This is a genomic window from Metapseudomonas boanensis, from assembly GCF_018704125.1.
GTDB classification, from domain to species: Bacteria; Pseudomonadota; Gammaproteobacteria; order Pseudomonadales; family Pseudomonadaceae; genus Metapseudomonas; species Metapseudomonas boanensis.
Genome location: NZ_JAGTIS010000010.1, coordinates 159,786 through 175,644, shown reverse-complemented (window position 1 = coordinate 175,644; position 15,859 = coordinate 159,786). Strand labels below are relative to the sequence as shown.

The window sequence follows — 15,859 nt, the reverse complement described above, 5'->3', positions numbered from 1 at the left end:
ACCATCGCAGGGACTGGCGCGCCCCATGGGAGCCACGCCAGTCGGGTCGATCAGTAAATGCTGAAGGGGAAGTACTTGGCGTTGATCTTCTGATAGGTGCCATCGGCGACTATGGCTTGCAGCGCGGCGTCCAGCTTCTCGCGCAGCGGGTCACCCTTGCGTACGGCCACGCCGATCTTGTCGTTGTCGAAGACCGGGTCGCCCTTGAACTCGAAGTCCTTGCCGGCGTCGCTCTTCAGCCATTCCCAGTTGACGAACTTGTCAGCCAGCACGCCGTCGAGGCGGCCGGAAGCGAGGTCGAGGTAGGCGTTTTCCTGGGTGTCGTAGAACTTGATGTCGACCACATCGCTCATGTTGTCCTCCAGCCAGGTGCCGGCGATGGTGGCGCGCTGGGCGCCGATCACCTTGCCTTTGAGGCTGGCCTTGTCGGTCTTGAAGTCGGTGGCTTTGGGGGCGATGTATTGCAGTTTGTTGGTGTAGTAAGGGGTGGTGAAGTCCACCGCCTGCTTGCGCTCGTCGGTGATCGACATGGAGGCGACTATGGCGTCGAATTTCTTTGCATTGAGAGCCGGGATGATGCCGTCCCAGTCTGAGGTGACCACTTCGCACTCGACCTTCATCTGGGCGCACAGCGCCTGGGCGATGTCGACGTCGAAGCCGCCCGGCTTGCCGCTGGCGTCGATCAGGTTGAAGGGCGGGTAGGCACCTTCGGTGCCGATCTTCAGCTTGTCGGCGGCTACGGCGCTGGTGCCGAGAGCGAGGGTGGCGGCCGCAGCCAGCAGGATCTTCTTGTAGTTATTCATTGCACTCTTGTTCCGTGTTTTAGCGATTGCTGGACATGAATTGTTTGCAGCGAGCCGATTGCGGGTTGTCAAAAACCTGCTCGGGCGGTCCCTGCTCTTCTACCAACCCCTGGTGAAGGAACACCACTTCGCTGGAAACGTTCCGGGCGAAGTTCATTTCGTGGGTGACCAGCAGCATGGTGCGGCCTTCTTCGGCCAGCGCGCGGATCACGTTAAGCACCTCCTGGACCATCTCCGGGTCGAGCGCCGAGGTAGGTTCGTCGAACAGGATCACCTTCGGCTGCATGGCCAGGGTGCGGGCGATGGCCGCACGCTGCTGCTGGCCGCCGGACAGCTGGGTCGGATAGACGTGGCGCTTGTCGGCGATGCCGACCTTGGCCAGCAAGGCTTCGGCGATTTCGGTGGCCTCGGCCCTGCTCTGGCCGAGCACGCGGCGCGGGGCTTCGATGATGTTGTCGAGCACCGTCATGTGTGGCCAGAGGTTGAAGTTCTGGAAGACGAAGCCGATCTCGCTACGCATGCGGTTGATCTGCTTGTTGTCGGCGGCCTGCAGCTCGCCGCTGCTGCCCTGCTTGAGCCTAAGCTCTTCGCCGTTGACCAGGATCTGGCCCTGGTGCGGGTTTTCCAGCAAGTTGATGCAACGCAGGAAGGTGGACTTGCCGGAGCCGGAAGAACCGAGGATGGAAATCACATCGCCGTCGCGGGCGGTGAGGGAAATGCCCTTGAGCACCTGGTTATCGCCGTAACGCTTGTGCAGGTTGCGAATTTCCAGCGCGGGCGCTGAGCCAGTCATATGAGTACCTCTTGTTATTTTATGCGTTAAGAATAATGCGAGGCCGCTGCGCCCCCCGCCTAACAGTGATGCGCCATCAGCGGTCTGGATTGCGTCAAGCAGACGACCAGCAGGCCAGGAAGATTGCATCACGCGGCAAAGCGGCGAGCTGTTTCCAGATACCGATGCAAACAAGGAAGCGACAGCGCCTCAAACGAAAGAACGACTCTGAACATTCCAAACGCTTCTGACCTTACCGAGCGGAACGCCCATGACCTGGATGCGAGCGACCAACTGTCACTGTGAATCACACGCGGAACTGCTCGATCAGGCGCGTTAGCCGACTATCGAGCCGGCGGATATCAGTCGCTGCGGCATGTGTCTGCTCCATGGTGGCGATACTGTCCTGAGTCAGGCCTCCGAGGCGGACGACACCAGTGCCCACCTCTTCGGCCACCCGCGCCTGCTCGTTGGCCGCCAGGGTGATGTGCTGAATGTTGCCATCGATCGCATCGACCGCCCCGATGATGCTCTGCAATGCCGCATCGGTTGTCTGGGCGCTGCTGCTGGCCAGTTTCATGGCTTGCTGGCTGTCCGACATCATTAGCATCGATTCGCGTGTGCGACCCTGCAGCGCTTCAATGATTCCGCGAATCTCTGCAGTCGATTGTTGAGTACGCTGCGCCAGCGAGCGCACCTCGTCGGCCACCACGGCAAAGCCTCGCCCGGCTTCGCCGGCCCGCGCTGCCTCGATAGCGGCATTCAACGCCAGCAGGTTGGTCTGCTCAGCAATGGCCCCGATCACCTCCAGGACCGACCCAATACTTTTGCTGTCGGCACCAAGCAAGTCGATCACCTCGGCCAGCCGCTCGATACGCCCGACCAGCCCCTGCATCGCGACCCGGCTGGCCTGCACGCACTCCTGGCCACTGCTGGCGGCGCGGCGCGCCTCACGAGACAGCATCTCGCCCTGGCCAGCGGCATTCACCACTTCCTGAGCACTGGCGGCCATCTCGGTGACGGCCGAGGCAATCAGGCTGTTCTCGTCACGCTGACTGGTGACCTGGCGGTGCGCACCATCCGCCGTCTGTTCCAGCCCACCGGAAGCCTGCTCAAGCTGGCCCGAAGCCTTCGCCACCTCGACCACAGTACGGCGGATCTTCTCGATGAAGGTATTGAAGCTCTCAGCCAATCGCCCCAGCTCATCGCGCCCCTGCACTGGCAGTCGGCGAGTCAAATCACCCTCACCCTCGGCCATGTCCTGCAGCAGACGGTTAATCCGCGAGATGCTGCGCACCAGCATGGAACCCACCGCGTAGGCCACCAGGCTGCCGCACAGCAGGGCAGCCAGCACCAGGCCCCAGAGCAGCCGGTTAACCGCCTCCACCGTGCTATCCGCTGCGCTGGATGCACGCTCCATGGCCTGCATGATGTCCTGCTGCAAGCGGCTGGCATGATCGGCGATCTGCGGATCAATGCTCGCCATTTCCGCCAAGGTCTGGTTGCGCGCCTCGACCAGCTGCAGCGTGCGGTCCGCCGCCGCCTGGTACTTGTCCAGGCTGACGAGCGCTTCGTTCAGTTTGCTCTTGAGGCCTTCGCTACTGCTTCGATCGCGCAGTACGCCAATGCTGCTCTGCGCACTCTGCAGCTCACTGCGATAGGCCGTCACCTGCTCCGGCTGGTTTTCCTGCAGAAAGCGGTACAGATTCTGGCTACCCAGCAGCAGGCTGCGCATGCCGGCGCTGGAATAGAACACCGCATCCAGGTTGAAATCCTGCTGCGCGTTGGACAGCACCGACGAAAGGACAGTTTCAATGGCCTGGCCGTGCCCGGCCAGCTCCACCTCCACCAGTTGCTTGCGCTCCTGGCTGAGTGGTACCAGCTGCTCGCTAAACAGTCGACGGTACTGGTCGAGCAGGACTTGCACTTCATCCAGTTGACGCTGGCTATCCGCCTGTTGCATCCGCTCGCGAGCCTGCTCCAGTGCCGTTTTGAGCACCGCATCCAGCTCGCTGAAACGCAACTCGGCCTCCGGCTCGCCGGTGCGAGCATATTGACGCACGACCAACTGCAGACGACTCATGCCGTCGGCTACCTTCGCCAACCGATCCAGGCTCGGCCCAAGATCCTGAGTTACCACCTCCACCCGGCTGGCGATACTCCGCAGGCTTGCCGAAGACACCACCCCCAGCACCACCAACAACCCACCAAGCAGGACGGGCACCAGGGCAATCTTGTAGGCCACGCGCAAATCGGCAAAACCACGCATATTCTTCCCCGCTTCGAAGATGACCGGCCCGGCTACTGCGGCCAAAGGCAGCGATATTGCCTTGTGCTCGGCTAGTACTCACAAACAATCATCTGCCTTACATAACTCATTTGTTTTTATTGTTTAGAACACTTATTAACAACCATCACCTACTCTAATCACATCCATCCATGCATTAAAAAACTCAACGCCGAAGGGTATAAACTCCGACAAAAAAATCGGGCAAAGTCCATTTAAAATTGGTTGAGTCAGGAATTTTTCTCAATATTTCGACAGCACGAAACCTGAAACATGTTTCGCAACCCCGAGAGCCACCTTTACTGATCAAATGGAGCTTGAACTCGCAAGACAGGCACCCAAGACTAATTATGATTTCGACTTCGCATATTGCATTGTCGCTTTACGACAGACAGTTCATGTAACTAGTAGTGCTTTTCACAACAGATAACTCGGGATGCGCGACAAGTTTATCGATGTGCAATTCAGAATTATTCAGCCAAGTTTCGGTGAGCACGCGATAGTGCTCCATGTCCTTACAACGCATGCGTAGGCTGTAGTCGAACGGACCGCTGATCAGCTGACATTCGAACACCTGTGGACAAGCCGTGACGCATGCCTCGAAGGCCTTCTGGGCGGCGCGTCCGCTCTGGTTAGAAAGCGCGACCAGGACCAGCAGTGATAATCCTGGTGAAACCATCTGCACATCGATGATGGCGCCATAACCGCGAATGACGCCACGTCTCTCTAACTTACGGACCCTTTCCAGGCAAGGCCTCGGAGTCAAGTGCACCAATGACGAAAGTTTCTCATAGGTAATTCTTCCATCATGGCGTAGGACGTCGAGGATGGCTTCGTCAATGCGATCCAGAGGAGCCAAAGAATTGGTGCCGTTTGCCTTCGTACTCATCGCTATCACACTTTCACTTCAGGCGGATGGACAGAAATTGCTAAAGTCGCTCACTTTCTGGGTTATCAAGGTTACCTGCATTGCCGTGTTCTTCGACTCAACCTGGATGTGAGAACGCCAGCTCGCTGGAAACCTGCTGTGCAAAGCCCATTTCGTGAGTAACCATGAGCATGGTACGGCCTTCCTCGGCCAAGGTCTGTATGACTTTGAGCACCTCCCCCACAAACTCTGGCTCCAGCGCCGAGGTCGGTTCGTCAAACAGGATAATCTCTGGTTCCAGGGCCAGCGCTCGGGCGATGGCTACACGTTGCTGTTGGCCACCGGAAAGGAACGCTGGGTACTGGTTGGTGACACAACTCGGTAGACCGACCTTGTCCAGATAAGCGCGAGCGCTTGCCTTGGCTGCCTTTTGGCCCACACCCAATACGCGGCGTAGCGCCATGCAGATATTTTCTAGCTCCGTCATATGGCTCCACAGATTGAAGTGCTGGAAGACCATCGCAAAACGCGTGTGCAGGTTCTGTTGCTGGGCCTGATGCGGCGAGCGAGTCTCACGTCTGCCCGAACGCATTGTAGTTAAGGCTTAGGTGAACGTTACGCGAAGCGCAGAATGCGGGATGACGGCCTGCTTTATTTGTCGTTTTGCCAGCTTTTGACAGCCTTAATGCGCCGTTAAAGCTCAACCAACAGCGGAATCCGCTGTGCCACTCAATGTTTTGGCTGCTATTTCGACGAATTGTCGGCCTGCCCCGCGCTCGCAGGGCAGGCGCGATTCAATCAGGCGCGTTTTTTCTGCAACGCCATAGCCTGAGGCTGGAGCCGGGCGAACAGGTCTTTCGGATCCTTTAGATCGGGTACCAGTTCGATCTCCTGGCCAATGTCAAGTGCTTTGGCGACGTCGAACAAGTAGCGCAGCGCCGAATAGTCCTCCAAGGCAAAACCCACCGAGTCGAACAATGTGACTTGCTCGTCGTTTTCACGGCCGGCAACCTGACCATTGACCACCTGCCAAAACTCGGTGATCGGCGAGTCAGCCGGCATCTGCTGTATCTCGCCCTCTATGCGACTTTGCGGCTCGTACTCGACGATGACTCGGGCGGCCTCAACGATGTCGCGGTGCAACTCAGTCTTACCCGGGCAGTCACCGCCGACAGCATTGAGGTGCATACCGGGCTCGATCATCTCAGGGGTGAGGATGGTGGCGTTGGTCTTGTCGGCGGTAACGGTGGTGACGATATCAGCACCGCGCACAGCATCGGCTACGCTGGCTGCCAGGATCAGCTTGATCGCCGGGTAGGAACTCAGGTTGGCGACCAGTTTGGCAGTAGCCCGTGCATCAACGTCGTACAACCGAATCTCGTTGATACCCAGCAGACTGTGGAACGCCAAAGCTTGGAACTCGCTTTGCGAGCCGTTGCCGATCAGCGCCATGCTGCGGCTGTTAACGCGCGCCAGATAACGGGCCGCCAAGGCTGAGGTGGCCGCGGTACGAATCGCCGTCGTCAAGGTCATTTCACTGAGCAACATTGGTTTCCCGGTATCGACATTGCCCAACGCGCCGAAAGCCATCACGGTCAACATACCGCGCTGGGTATTTTTCGGGTGACCGTTGACGTACTTGAAAGCGTACAGAGATGCATCCGAAACCGGCATCAATTCGATCACGCCTTCCGGCGAGTGGTTGGCTAGGCGGGCGCACTTCTCAAAGTCCTGCCAGCGAATGTAATCCTCATGGATGTATTCGGCCATTTCAGACAGGCACTGAGTTAAACCTTTCTGCGCCACCAGATGGCTCATTGCGGTGACGTCGATATAACGGGTCATGCTGATCTCCTGCTTTGTAATTATGGATCAATGGCGCGTCGGTAGATGAACTTCAGCGAGCATGCAACGGGCGCTGCCGCCGCCAATGCGTTCGATATGGTCGACATTCACCACTACGGGGTGGGCGTGTCGCTCAATCTGTCCGCGCTGGGCAGGCTGCAGGGATTTCCAGGCACTGCGGGACATCACCAGCAGCGCGTGGCCGTCCTTGTTGTGGATTTCAAGCATGTTGCCGGCAAAAGCTTCCAGTTGTTCGAAGTCAAGCGCCAGGATGTCCTTTCCAGTGTTACGAAGTGAGCGCGCGAGAGCCTGGCGCTCTCGCATGTCAGGTAGCGCCTGCAAGCAGACTACCGACAGAGCGCGACCAACACTCATCATCACGTTGCTGTGGTAGATCGGTGTGTGGTGGCGATCTACTGCGTGGAAGACGCAGAGACGGTAGTCCAGGCGCTCTGCGAACTGGCGCAGAGCCTCGCTGTGAGTACGCCCGGAGTAACAGGCGTAACTGATGCGGTGCTCACGATCCAGAACCATGCTTCCGGTTCCCTCGAGAAACATGTTCTGCTCTTCCAGTGGGCTCAGGTCGATGGTTTCGTGAATAACAAAGTGCTGCTCAAGTGCATGGAGTACACCCTTGTTCCGCTCAAGACGCCGATTACGACCTTCCATGGGATATAGCACGACGCTGCCATCGGCATGACTGCTCCACCAATTGTTAGGGAAGATGGAGTCGGGCGTATGAGGGGTGGGCGTATCCTGGATAACTAGGACTTCGACGCCATGCGTGCGGAGAATATCAACATAGCCGTCGAACTCTTCCAGCGCTTTGTCTTGTGCCGCTGCCGCACCAAGAATAGGTTGCTGAAATCGGTTATTGACAGCGGTGTCCGCATTAAAGGCGAACCTCGCTGGTCGGATCATCAAGACAGTACTGGTCGTTTGCATTGTGCAAGTATCTGAGGCTTAGTTTCCCCTCTATTGTCCGCTGGATGACCGGATAATCTGGCTGAACTGAGGCTGCCGGCCAACCATAAAAGCTGAAATACATGGCGCCACAGCCGAATCCGCTGCAGCGAAAATTCTGTTGATTGACCCAAACACACACCAGCTCCTTGCCAGTGACTTTGTGCAGCGAAGTTCGTATCGGCAAACCATCCGTATCGGCGACGACATCCAAATCACCGTGCTCGGCATGAGAGGCAACCAAGTCCGCGCCTGCCGCCACTGTATGCGCCTGAATTACGCGAGCCAGCAGGCCAGCAAGCGCGACCGAGCCGCTGATCGCTCATGGGATCTGCGCCGCGCGTTGGGCTGCGAAATAGGTTTTCTGTGCGCACCTGCTGAGTACATCCAGAAGCCGAAAGGTATGCCGGGAGTGTCGGCAGATCAACGCAGACATGAGCGCCCCCGGAAAGCTTTTTTTGGTGCGTACCGAGTTGCGTACTACGTCTTGCGTACCACTTCACCGTGAGCAAGTGGCTCCCCGGCATCCTGCTGCAAGCCATGGCGCGCCGAATTTAGAGAGCAATACGCGCGCGCGCGAGGCTACCCTGATCCTGGCAACCTGGCGGTGCCCAGCGGGTGCCGAGCTTCGTGTATTCAGGTTGGCGTGGATGTCCGGAAATGCATGACTTGGCCCATGTACTGTCGGCTCAGGTCGGGGCCCGGCGGAAGTTGATGGATGAGGGTCGGTAAACTCACGCGGCGCTAAGCCGTGGGCACCTCATAGCGCGTATGGGCGGTCAGCTCCAAGAGGGTCTCCATCTGACCGACCGCCCTGACGATCTGGTAGATATCCAGATTATCGACCTTCGTGTGTTTGTCGACATAGTTGGCCAGATAGCTTTGCGACTTGCATGAAACCCCGTTGCGGCGGCAGGCCAGGTAGGCGAAGGATTCGGCCTCCAGCTCTACCTGTGCATTGGTCATCTTCGGGCGTTCGGGAATGCTGAGGCGCTCGTCAGGCCCGAGGTGGCCAAGGAAGAGGTGGCCTAGTTCGTGGGCCAGAGTGCTGAACTGCACGTTGGGCGCGTGATTCTGATTGATTCGCATTAGGTACTCGCTGGGTTTCCCGGCCTTTTTCTTCTTGTCCGCTTTGGTTGGTGGCTTTTGCGTCACCTCGATGGAACCGGCACTGTGCTCTCCTCCATCGAAGAATTGATACTTGATGCGCTTGCGCTCCATCAGCACCAGGAAGCGCTTCATGCGCTCCTCGGTGATCTCCCCACTGGCCTGGAAGAAGCTGACGTCCTTAGGCAAGTCATCGCCCTCTGTATCCTGCACGTCATAGACAAAAGCCACCGGCCCGAATGGCCACAGGATGAGCAAGGGGCGCGCATCCCGCTTTGGACGCCGGTTGAAGCGCTCGCGCCAGTCGAATGCCGATGCGGCATAGCTCAGCCCAGGCTTCTGGATATGCAGCAGCATGGCGTTGAAAGGCGCGAAGTTCCTGAGCTTCACAACGAAGTCGAGCAGTTCCCGGTAGCCGGTACTGCTGTGATAGAGGCGTGCATCGTCGAGCAGCTGATCCAGCAGTGAGCGGGCAGCCTCGGACTCGAATAGGTCTTGTTGGAGCATCATGGCTTGCCACTGCGTCCTTGAGTAAGTTCTTGGGAAGCCTAGCCAGCAAGTAGGGGCTTCGCTCAAGGAGAGTGCGGACTCCACGCTGATAGACTTCCTCCGGTTCATCCCCACAGGAGCGGGGAACACGCGATGTGGAGCACGCGGTCGGCCTCGCCCCACGGTTCGTCCCCGCTGGCGTGGGGAGCACGCTCCGGCGCACCGCGGCGAGATGTACATCGTCGGTTCATCCCCGTGGGCGCGGGGAACACATCACCAAGGGCGACACCGGCGACCTGAAGACCGGTTCATCCCCGCAGGGGCGGGGAACACGGGCGCGGCGGCAGCTTCCCGGTCCAGAAGTCTGGTTCATCCCCGCAGGCGCGGGGAACCCTTTTTCGACTTTCCCACCGCTGATGGGAAAGGCGGTTCATCCCCGCAGGCGCGGGGAACGCGCTGGGATCACCGGTAAGGGGCATTCGCCATGGACAGGAATATGTGTGTCACCGCGCGGCAACTGCAGCATCGCATTGCCACAGTCGCCGCCCCGGCCAAACCAGACGAATTCCTCCTCATTAAACGGTCACGCGCACGAAAAGTGTGGGGACAAATGAGGGTACGCATCTTAAAAGCAATAAATATTCCTTACTAATCATATAGATATAAGCACAATAAGCCGGCCACAAGCCGGCTTTTTTATTACCAAAGACCCCGAAATTGTGGTGGCACCTTGAATGAGGCTCGTCACTCAGTCGCGGGCAGATGGGGCAAGGCGGAACGCCCTTCACCGCGCAGTGGCGCGCACCGGATGACGCCGCGACGAGCAAAGCCGCCGGCTGCAGCCGGAGCTGGCGCAGGACGCCGCCGAGGCCATGCGACGCGCCGGCAGCGCCTACTGGTCGAGCTGAAGACCAAGAGTATTCGCGAGGCGGCGACGCTGCCGTTCGATCTGGGCACCCTGCAGGAGGTGGGCTCGAAGAAGCTCGGCCTCAGCGCCCAGGAAACCCTCGACATCGCCCAGGTGCTGTCGGAGACGCACAACGTGATCACCTACCCGCGCAGCGACTGCGCCTGACCATCAGCCGCCCGGCCACTTGCGCGAAGACGCCGTAGCAGCGCAAGCGCAAGCCGGGCAGGCCCCGGGCAACGAGCGGTTGGCGGGCGAGCCAACCGCTCAGTCCTCGCTAGCCACCCCACTCAGGCGCCGCGCCAGCACGCCGAAGCGGCGCCGGTACTGCGCCGGGGTCAGGCCGACCTTGCGCCGAAACAGGCGGCCGAAGAAACCGGCGTCCTGGTAGCCCACCTCCAGGGCAATGGCCTCGACCGGCAGTTCGCCCGCCTCGAGCATCTGCTTGGCATCCTCCAGGCGCAGGGTGTGCACGTAATCCAGCGGCGACATGCTGGTGGCCTGGGAGAATCGACGCAGGAAGGTGCGCTCGGCCAGCCCGCTCATCTGCACCATGGCCGCCACCGGCGCCTCGCTCTCGTAGTGCAGCGCGGCCCACTCCTGGCAGCGCGCGATCACCGGATCAGCCTGCTGCCCGGTGCGCATCATCGCCGCGTAGGCCAGCGGGCTGGTGGAGTCCCAGTCCAGCAGGTTGATCCGCGCCATCTGCATCGCCTCCTCGGCGCCGACGAAACGGGCGATCAGGTACAGCGCCAGGGCGTGCCAGCTGGTGCCGCTGCCGGCCATCACCAGGCGCTGGCCCTCGCCGGAGGTCACCAGGGCCTTGCCCGGCTGCCAGCGGACACGCGGGTGTTCGCGCTGCAGGCTCTCGCAGTAGCCCCAGTGCGAGGTGCCCTCGTAGCCGTCCAGCAGCCCGGTGCGCGCCAGCAGCAGCGCGCCGGAGCAGGCCGAGGCCAGAGTCGCGCCGGCAGCATGGCGCTCGCGCAGCCACTGCACCTCGATGTCATAACGCTCGCCCAGCGGCTGCCAGGGGCTGACCGCCAGGTCGCTGACGATCACCACATCGACCGGGGCCGCGTCGGCCAAGCCGGCATGCGGCTGGATCAGCACTTCGTTGGCGGCTCGCAGCGGCAGACCGTCGCGACTGAGGATCAGCGGCCGGAACGGCGAGGCGACCTCGGTCTGGTTGAGCAGCATCTGCCAGTCGCGGCGGGTGCCCTGCAGCAGGTCGAACAGGCCGAACAGCGTCGAGGCGGTGGTATCCGGCAGGGCGAGCAGGCCGACGCTCAGGGGACGGTCGCGGTTTGTGGAATCGGGGCGGGACATGGCGGAAATGCCCATTTTCTGACCTGGATGACCTTGGTGCGGTTCGCGCGGCAGGCCGAAGATGAACGCACTGGCCGTGGCCAGCGAACCCGACCCTTGGAGCATAGAACAATGAAAGATGCACACGGACACCAACTGACCGGCTGCAACGCCGAGGCCCTGGCACTGCTCGAGCGCGGTCTGACGCAACTGCGCTGCTTGCGCAACGATCCGCTGGCCAGCGCCGATGCGGCGCTGGCGGCCTCCCCCGAACTGGTCATGGGCCACGTGCTGCGCGCCTGGCTATACCTCATGAGCAGCGAAGGCGGCGCCGTGCCCGAGGCCCGCGCCGCCCTGGAGCGCGCCCGCGCCCTGCCGCACAACGACCGCGAGGCGCGCCACCTGCAGGCCGTGGGGCAGTGGGTGGACGGCCACTGGCTGCTGGCCGGGCGTAGCCTGGAAGACCTCAGCGTCGAGTACCCCCACGACCTGCTGGCGCTGCAGGTCGGCCACCAGCTGGACTTCTTCACCGGCGACGCACGCATGTTGCGCGACCGCATCGCCCGGGTGCTGCCGGCTTGGTCAGCGGACGTGCCGGGCTACCACGCGCTGCTAGGCATGTACGCCTTCGGCTTGGAGGAATGCGGCGACTACCGCCTGGCCGAGCGCCTCGGCCGCCAGGCCATATCCCGCGAGCCGGCGGACGCCTGGGCCCAGCACGCGGTGGCGCACGTGCTGGAGATGCAGGGCCGGCGCGAGGAGGGCATCGCCTGGATGCGCGGCAACCCCGCCTGGCAGCAGGACAACATGCTCGCCGTACACAACTGGTGGCACCTGGCGCTGTACCACCTGGAGCTGGGCGATAGCGCCAGCGTGCTCGAGCTGTTCGACAACTCGATCGACGCCAGCGGCTCGCAGATCGCCCTCGAGCTGGTGGACGCCAGCGCCCTGCTCTGGCGCCTGCAGCTGCGCGGCGTCGACCCGGGCGAGCGCTGGCAGAACCTGGCCGAGCGCTGGGCGCTGCTGGCCGACGACGGCCACTACGCCTTCAACGACCTGCACGCCTGCATGGCCTTCGCCAGTGCCGGGCGCAGCGATCTGCTGGAACGGGTGCAGCGGGCACAGGCGTGCGCGCTACAGCGCGACGACGACAATACGCGAATGACCCGCGAGATCGGCGCGCCGGCCATCGAGGCGTTGCTGGCCTACCATGACGGCCGCTACGCCCGCTGCGTAGAGCTGCTGCGGGCGATCCGCAATCAGGCACACGGTTTCGGCGGCAGCCACGCGCAGCGCGACCTGCTCGACCAGACGCTGCTGGTCGCGGCCAGGCGCGACGGCCAGGCCGGCCTGGCCACTGCCCTGGAACGCGAACGGCACCTGCTCGCCGGCCAGCGCGCGGTGCACTGAGGCGCGCGGCGGGATGCGGTCGCGGCAACTACCCGCCGAAAAACTCGTAACCGCTTAGTCGGGTATGGCAGCCCACGCCTCAGGGGTTGCCGTACTCGTCGCCAAACTGGGACCTGGTTAAATTTCGTCGCTCGCCAACAACGAACTCTTCCCGCTGGGCCAGGATCAGGATCAGGGTTCGCGCGCGCGTACTGTTCGCGAAACCCATCGTGCCATGCGCCTTTTTAGGACCAAGGAACTGCCCCGTCCTGCCGTCATGCTGTTCACTTAAGAAAAAACGCCGCTTTCCCTTCAGCAGGAGGGCGGCGTTTTTGGTTTTACATCATCACGAAGTTGTTTCTGTTGGGCAGGTATCTCTCGTAGGAGCGAGCTCTGCTCGCGAACCCGCCTCCTTCGCAAGCAGAGCTCGCTCCTCCAGGGCCTTCATTAAGGTTCATCGCGGAATCTGGGGGAGAGGCGAGTTGACAGCCGGATAGCCGGTACTCTCTCTGTAGGAGCCAGCTTGCTGGCGAACATGCGCCATTCGCCAGCAAGCTGGCTCCTACAAGGTTTCGCGCGCCTTCGATGTGTCACTCCGCCCGACAAGTCCGCCAAGGAGGTGTTGCAGGCTGCTTTCCGGGGAAGGCGGGAAGCCGGCGCCAGACAGTCGATCCGCTCGGATACGCGTCCGCAGTACCGGCAGTCGACGCGACGCACCGGCAGTTGCAGCAGGACGCGCTGATCCTGCAGGTCACGATCCCGCACCTGGCGGATGTGCTGCTGCTCGTGGGTCAACAGGGTGTCGTGAGTGGATTGGCGACAGGCGACGACCTCGTAGCCTGGCCAGAAAGGGGCAAGATCAATAGGGTGCACGGCGACAGCAGGGGGTGGGGGTTGGGATGTTTGGCGATTGCCAATTTACCCACTTCCCCGACTGTCAACTCGCTCTTCCCCCCGATTCCGCAAAGAACCTTCATTAAATCGGGCTTGAGGTGGCAGACTGCTCCGAAGGCCAGTCACGCCCCTCCCCATATGCGCTGCCGCCAATGCCTAAGTGAACAGCATTTCCGTCCTGCCGGGTATTACGTAGCTACTGCCCGACCATCCCGATGAAGTTCGCCAGCTCAGGCGTCTGAGGTTGGCTGAACAATGCTTTCGGATGCCCCGCCTCATGCACCCGCCCCTGGTGCATGAATACCAGCTTGTCACCCACCTCGCGGGCGAAGCGCATTTCGTGGGTGACCATGATCAGGGTCATGCCTTCGCGGGCCAGCTGACGCACTACGCCAAGCACTTCGTTGACCAGCTCCGGGTCCAGCGCGGACGTGATCTCGTCGCACAGCAGTACCTTGGGCGACATGGCCAGCGCACGGGCGATAGCCACGCGCTGCTGCTGGCCTCCCGACAGGCGTTCGGGGTAGGCATCGATCTTCTCGGCCAGCCCCACACGCGCCAGCATCTGCTCGGCCAGGGCACGAGCCTCGGTCTTGGAGACCTTCTTCACCACCTGCGGGGCGAGCATCACGTTCTCGCCCACGGTCAGGTGCGGGAACAGGTTGAACTGCTGGAACACCATGCCGACCTTTTGTCGCAACGAACGCAAGTCGGCGCGTTCGGCGTCGAGGTATTCACCGTCCACCTCGATCACGCCGTCGTTGATCGACTCCAGGCCATTGAGGGTGCGTAGCAAGGTGCTCTTCCCCGAGCCGCTGCGACCGATGATGGCGACCACTTCACCTTCGTCGATGCTGAGGTCGACGCCCTTGAGCACATGGTTGTCGCCGTAGTGCTTGTGCAGTGCAGAGATTCTAAGCAGGGGCATGCAGCCTCCTTTCCAGATGGCGTGCGCTCAGCGAGAGCGGATAGCAGAGGATGAAGTAGCCCAGGGACACCAGGCCGTAGATCATGAAGGGCTCGAAGGTGGCGTTGGCCAGCATGCCGCCGGTCTTGGTCAATTCGGTGAAGCCGATGATCGAAGTCACCGCCGTGCCTTTCACCACCTGCACCGAGAAGCCCACGGTGGGCGCAATGGCGATGCGCAGCGCCTGTGGCAGGACCACGTGGCGCAGTTGCTCCAGGCGCCCCAAGGCCAGGCTCGCCGAGGCCTCCCACTGGCCACGCGGGATCGACTCGACGCAGCCGCGCCAGATCTCCGCCAGGAACGCGCTGGTGAACAAGGTCAGCGCCGTCGCTGCGGCGAGCCAGGCGGAGACGTCCACCCCGAATAGGGCGATGCCGAAGAACACCATGAACAGCTGCATCAACAGCGGCGTGCCCTGGAACAACTCGATGTAACCGCGAGCGAGGACGCGCAGCGTCAGGTTGTCGGAGATCCGCGCGAGCATCACCAGCAACCCGGCGATGCCGCCACAAATGAAGGCCACCAGCGATAGCAGCAACGTCCATTGCAGGCCGATGAGCAGGTTGCGGGTGATATCCCAGAAGCTGAAGTCCATCAGCGCCTCCCCCCGATCAACCGCTGGCCGACCCAGCCCAGCAATTGGCGTAGCAGGACGGCCATTGCCAGGTAGAGCAGGGTCGTCAGCAGATAGGTCTCGAACGCCCGGAAGTTACGGGACTGGATGAAGTTGGCGGCGAACGACAACTCCTCGGTGGCGATCTGCGAGCACACCGCCGAACCCAGCATGACGATGACGATCTGGCTCGACAGCGCCGGCCAGACCTTGCCCAGCGCGGGCTGGATCACCACATGACGGAAGGCCTCGAAGCGACTCATTGCCAACGCCGCGGCCGCCTCCAGCTGTCCCTTGGGAATCGCCAGGATACCGGCGCGGATGATCTCGGTTGAATAGGCACCGAGGTTGATCACCATCGCCAGCACCGCCGCTTGCCACTCGGTCAGGCGGACACCCAGCGATGGCAGGCCGAAGAAGATGAAGAACAGCTGCACGATGAAGGGTGTGTTGCGGATCAGCTCCACGTATATGCCGAACAACCAGTCGAAGGGCCGCAGGCGCCAGGCGCGAACGGCCGCACCGACGATGCCGATGCCCAAGCCCAGCAAGGTGCCGATTGCAGTCAGCTCGAGGGTGAACAACGCCCCTTCGAGCAGCATCCCACCCTGCCCCAGCACCGGTGCGAAGTCGAATTGATAAGCCATCTA

General features: G+C 61.4%; 12 protein-coding genes and 3 pseudogenes. 2 read left to right on the top strand and 13 right to left on the bottom strand.

Annotated elements, in window-relative coordinates:
- Positions 1–50 precede the first annotated feature (50 nt).
- The 8 genes and pseudogenes from J7302_RS18335 to J7302_RS18295 form a co-directional block, all read right to left on the bottom strand.
- The gene (locus tag J7302_RS18335) at positions 51–803 is read right to left on the bottom strand and encodes an ABC transporter substrate-binding protein (RefSeq protein ID WP_215377878.1); all 753 of its coding nucleotides are present in this window, start codon (positions 801–803) and stop codon (positions 51–53) included.
- Positions 804–822: 19 nt separating this feature from the next.
- Positions 823–1,596 carry an ABC transporter ATP-binding protein gene (locus tag J7302_RS18330; RefSeq protein ID WP_215377876.1) on the bottom strand — a complete coding sequence of 258 codons (774 nt, stop codon included), beginning with the start codon at positions 1,594–1,596 and terminating at the stop codon, positions 823–825.
- A 286-nt stretch (positions 1,597–1,882) separates the two neighbouring features.
- On the bottom strand, positions 1,883–3,844 hold the full coding sequence (locus J7302_RS18325; protein ID WP_215377874.1) for a methyl-accepting chemotaxis protein: 1,962 nt from the start codon (positions 3,842–3,844) through the stop codon (positions 1,883–1,885).
- A 400-nt stretch (positions 3,845–4,244) separates the two neighbouring features.
- Positions 4,245–4,751 (bottom strand): Lrp/AsnC family transcriptional regulator, encoded by a 507-nt coding sequence (locus J7302_RS18320; protein ID WP_215377872.1) that lies wholly within the window; start codon positions 4,749–4,751, stop codon positions 4,245–4,247.
- 40 nt (positions 4,752–4,791) lie between these two features.
- Positions 4,792–5,322: pseudogene (locus J7302_RS18315) on the bottom strand (ATP-binding cassette domain-containing protein); the annotation flags it as partial.
- Positions 5,323–5,528: 206 nt separating this feature from the next.
- Entirely contained in the window at positions 5,529–6,575 is a 1,047-nt protein-coding gene (locus J7302_RS18310; protein ID WP_215377870.1) for an ornithine cyclodeaminase, read from the bottom strand.
- Between the two features lie 27 nt (positions 6,576–6,602).
- On the bottom strand, positions 6,603–7,520 hold the full coding sequence (ctlX, locus tag J7302_RS18305) for a citrulline utilization hydrolase CtlX (protein WP_215377868.1): 918 nt from the start codon (positions 7,518–7,520) through the stop codon (positions 6,603–6,605).
- A 762-nt stretch (positions 7,521–8,282) separates the two neighbouring features.
- Entirely contained in the window at positions 8,283–9,155 is an 873-nt protein-coding gene (locus tag J7302_RS18295) for an ImmA/IrrE family metallo-endopeptidase (protein WP_215377864.1), read from the bottom strand.
- A gap of 762 nt (positions 9,156–9,917) precedes the next feature.
- Between J7302_RS18295 and J7302_RS18290 the strand changes: the two are divergent.
- Positions 9,918–10,203: pseudogene (locus tag J7302_RS18290) on the top strand (DNA topoisomerase); the annotation flags it as partial.
- Between the two features lie 105 nt (positions 10,204–10,308).
- Here the strand turns inward: J7302_RS18290 and J7302_RS18285 are convergent.
- Positions 10,309–11,367, bottom strand: a complete 1,059-nt coding sequence (locus tag J7302_RS18285) for a GlxA family transcriptional regulator (RefSeq protein ID WP_215377862.1) — start codon at positions 11,365–11,367, stop codon at positions 10,309–10,311.
- Positions 11,368–11,478: 111 nt separating this feature from the next.
- Here J7302_RS18285 and J7302_RS18280 point away from each other — a divergent pair, with 111 nt between their 5' ends.
- Complete coding sequence (locus tag J7302_RS18280; protein ID WP_215377860.1) at positions 11,479–12,756, top strand: tetratricopeptide repeat protein; 1,278 nt, start codon at positions 11,479–11,481, stop codon at positions 12,754–12,756.
- 603 nt (positions 12,757–13,359) lie between these two features.
- Here J7302_RS18280 and J7302_RS26600 read toward each other — a convergent pair.
- From J7302_RS26600 to J7302_RS18265, 4 genes and pseudogenes are all read right to left on the bottom strand, one after another.
- A pseudogene (locus J7302_RS26600) lies at positions 13,360–13,608 on the bottom strand (ISL3 family transposase); the annotation flags it as partial.
- Positions 13,609–13,825: 217 nt separating this feature from the next.
- Entirely contained in the window at positions 13,826–14,557 is a 732-nt protein-coding gene (locus J7302_RS18275; protein ID WP_215377858.1) for an amino acid ABC transporter ATP-binding protein, read from the bottom strand.
- A complete protein-coding gene (locus J7302_RS18270; RefSeq protein WP_215377934.1) occupies positions 14,544–15,194 on the bottom strand; it encodes an amino acid ABC transporter permease in 651 nt (216 codons plus the stop codon). Before J7302_RS18270 ends, J7302_RS18275 begins: the two co-directional genes overlap by 14 nt.
- Positions 15,191–15,856, bottom strand: a complete 666-nt coding sequence (locus tag J7302_RS18265) for an amino acid ABC transporter permease (RefSeq protein WP_215377856.1) — start codon at positions 15,854–15,856, stop codon at positions 15,191–15,193. Before J7302_RS18265 ends, J7302_RS18270 begins: the two co-directional genes overlap by 4 nt.
- Positions 15,857–15,859 lie beyond the last annotated feature (3 nt).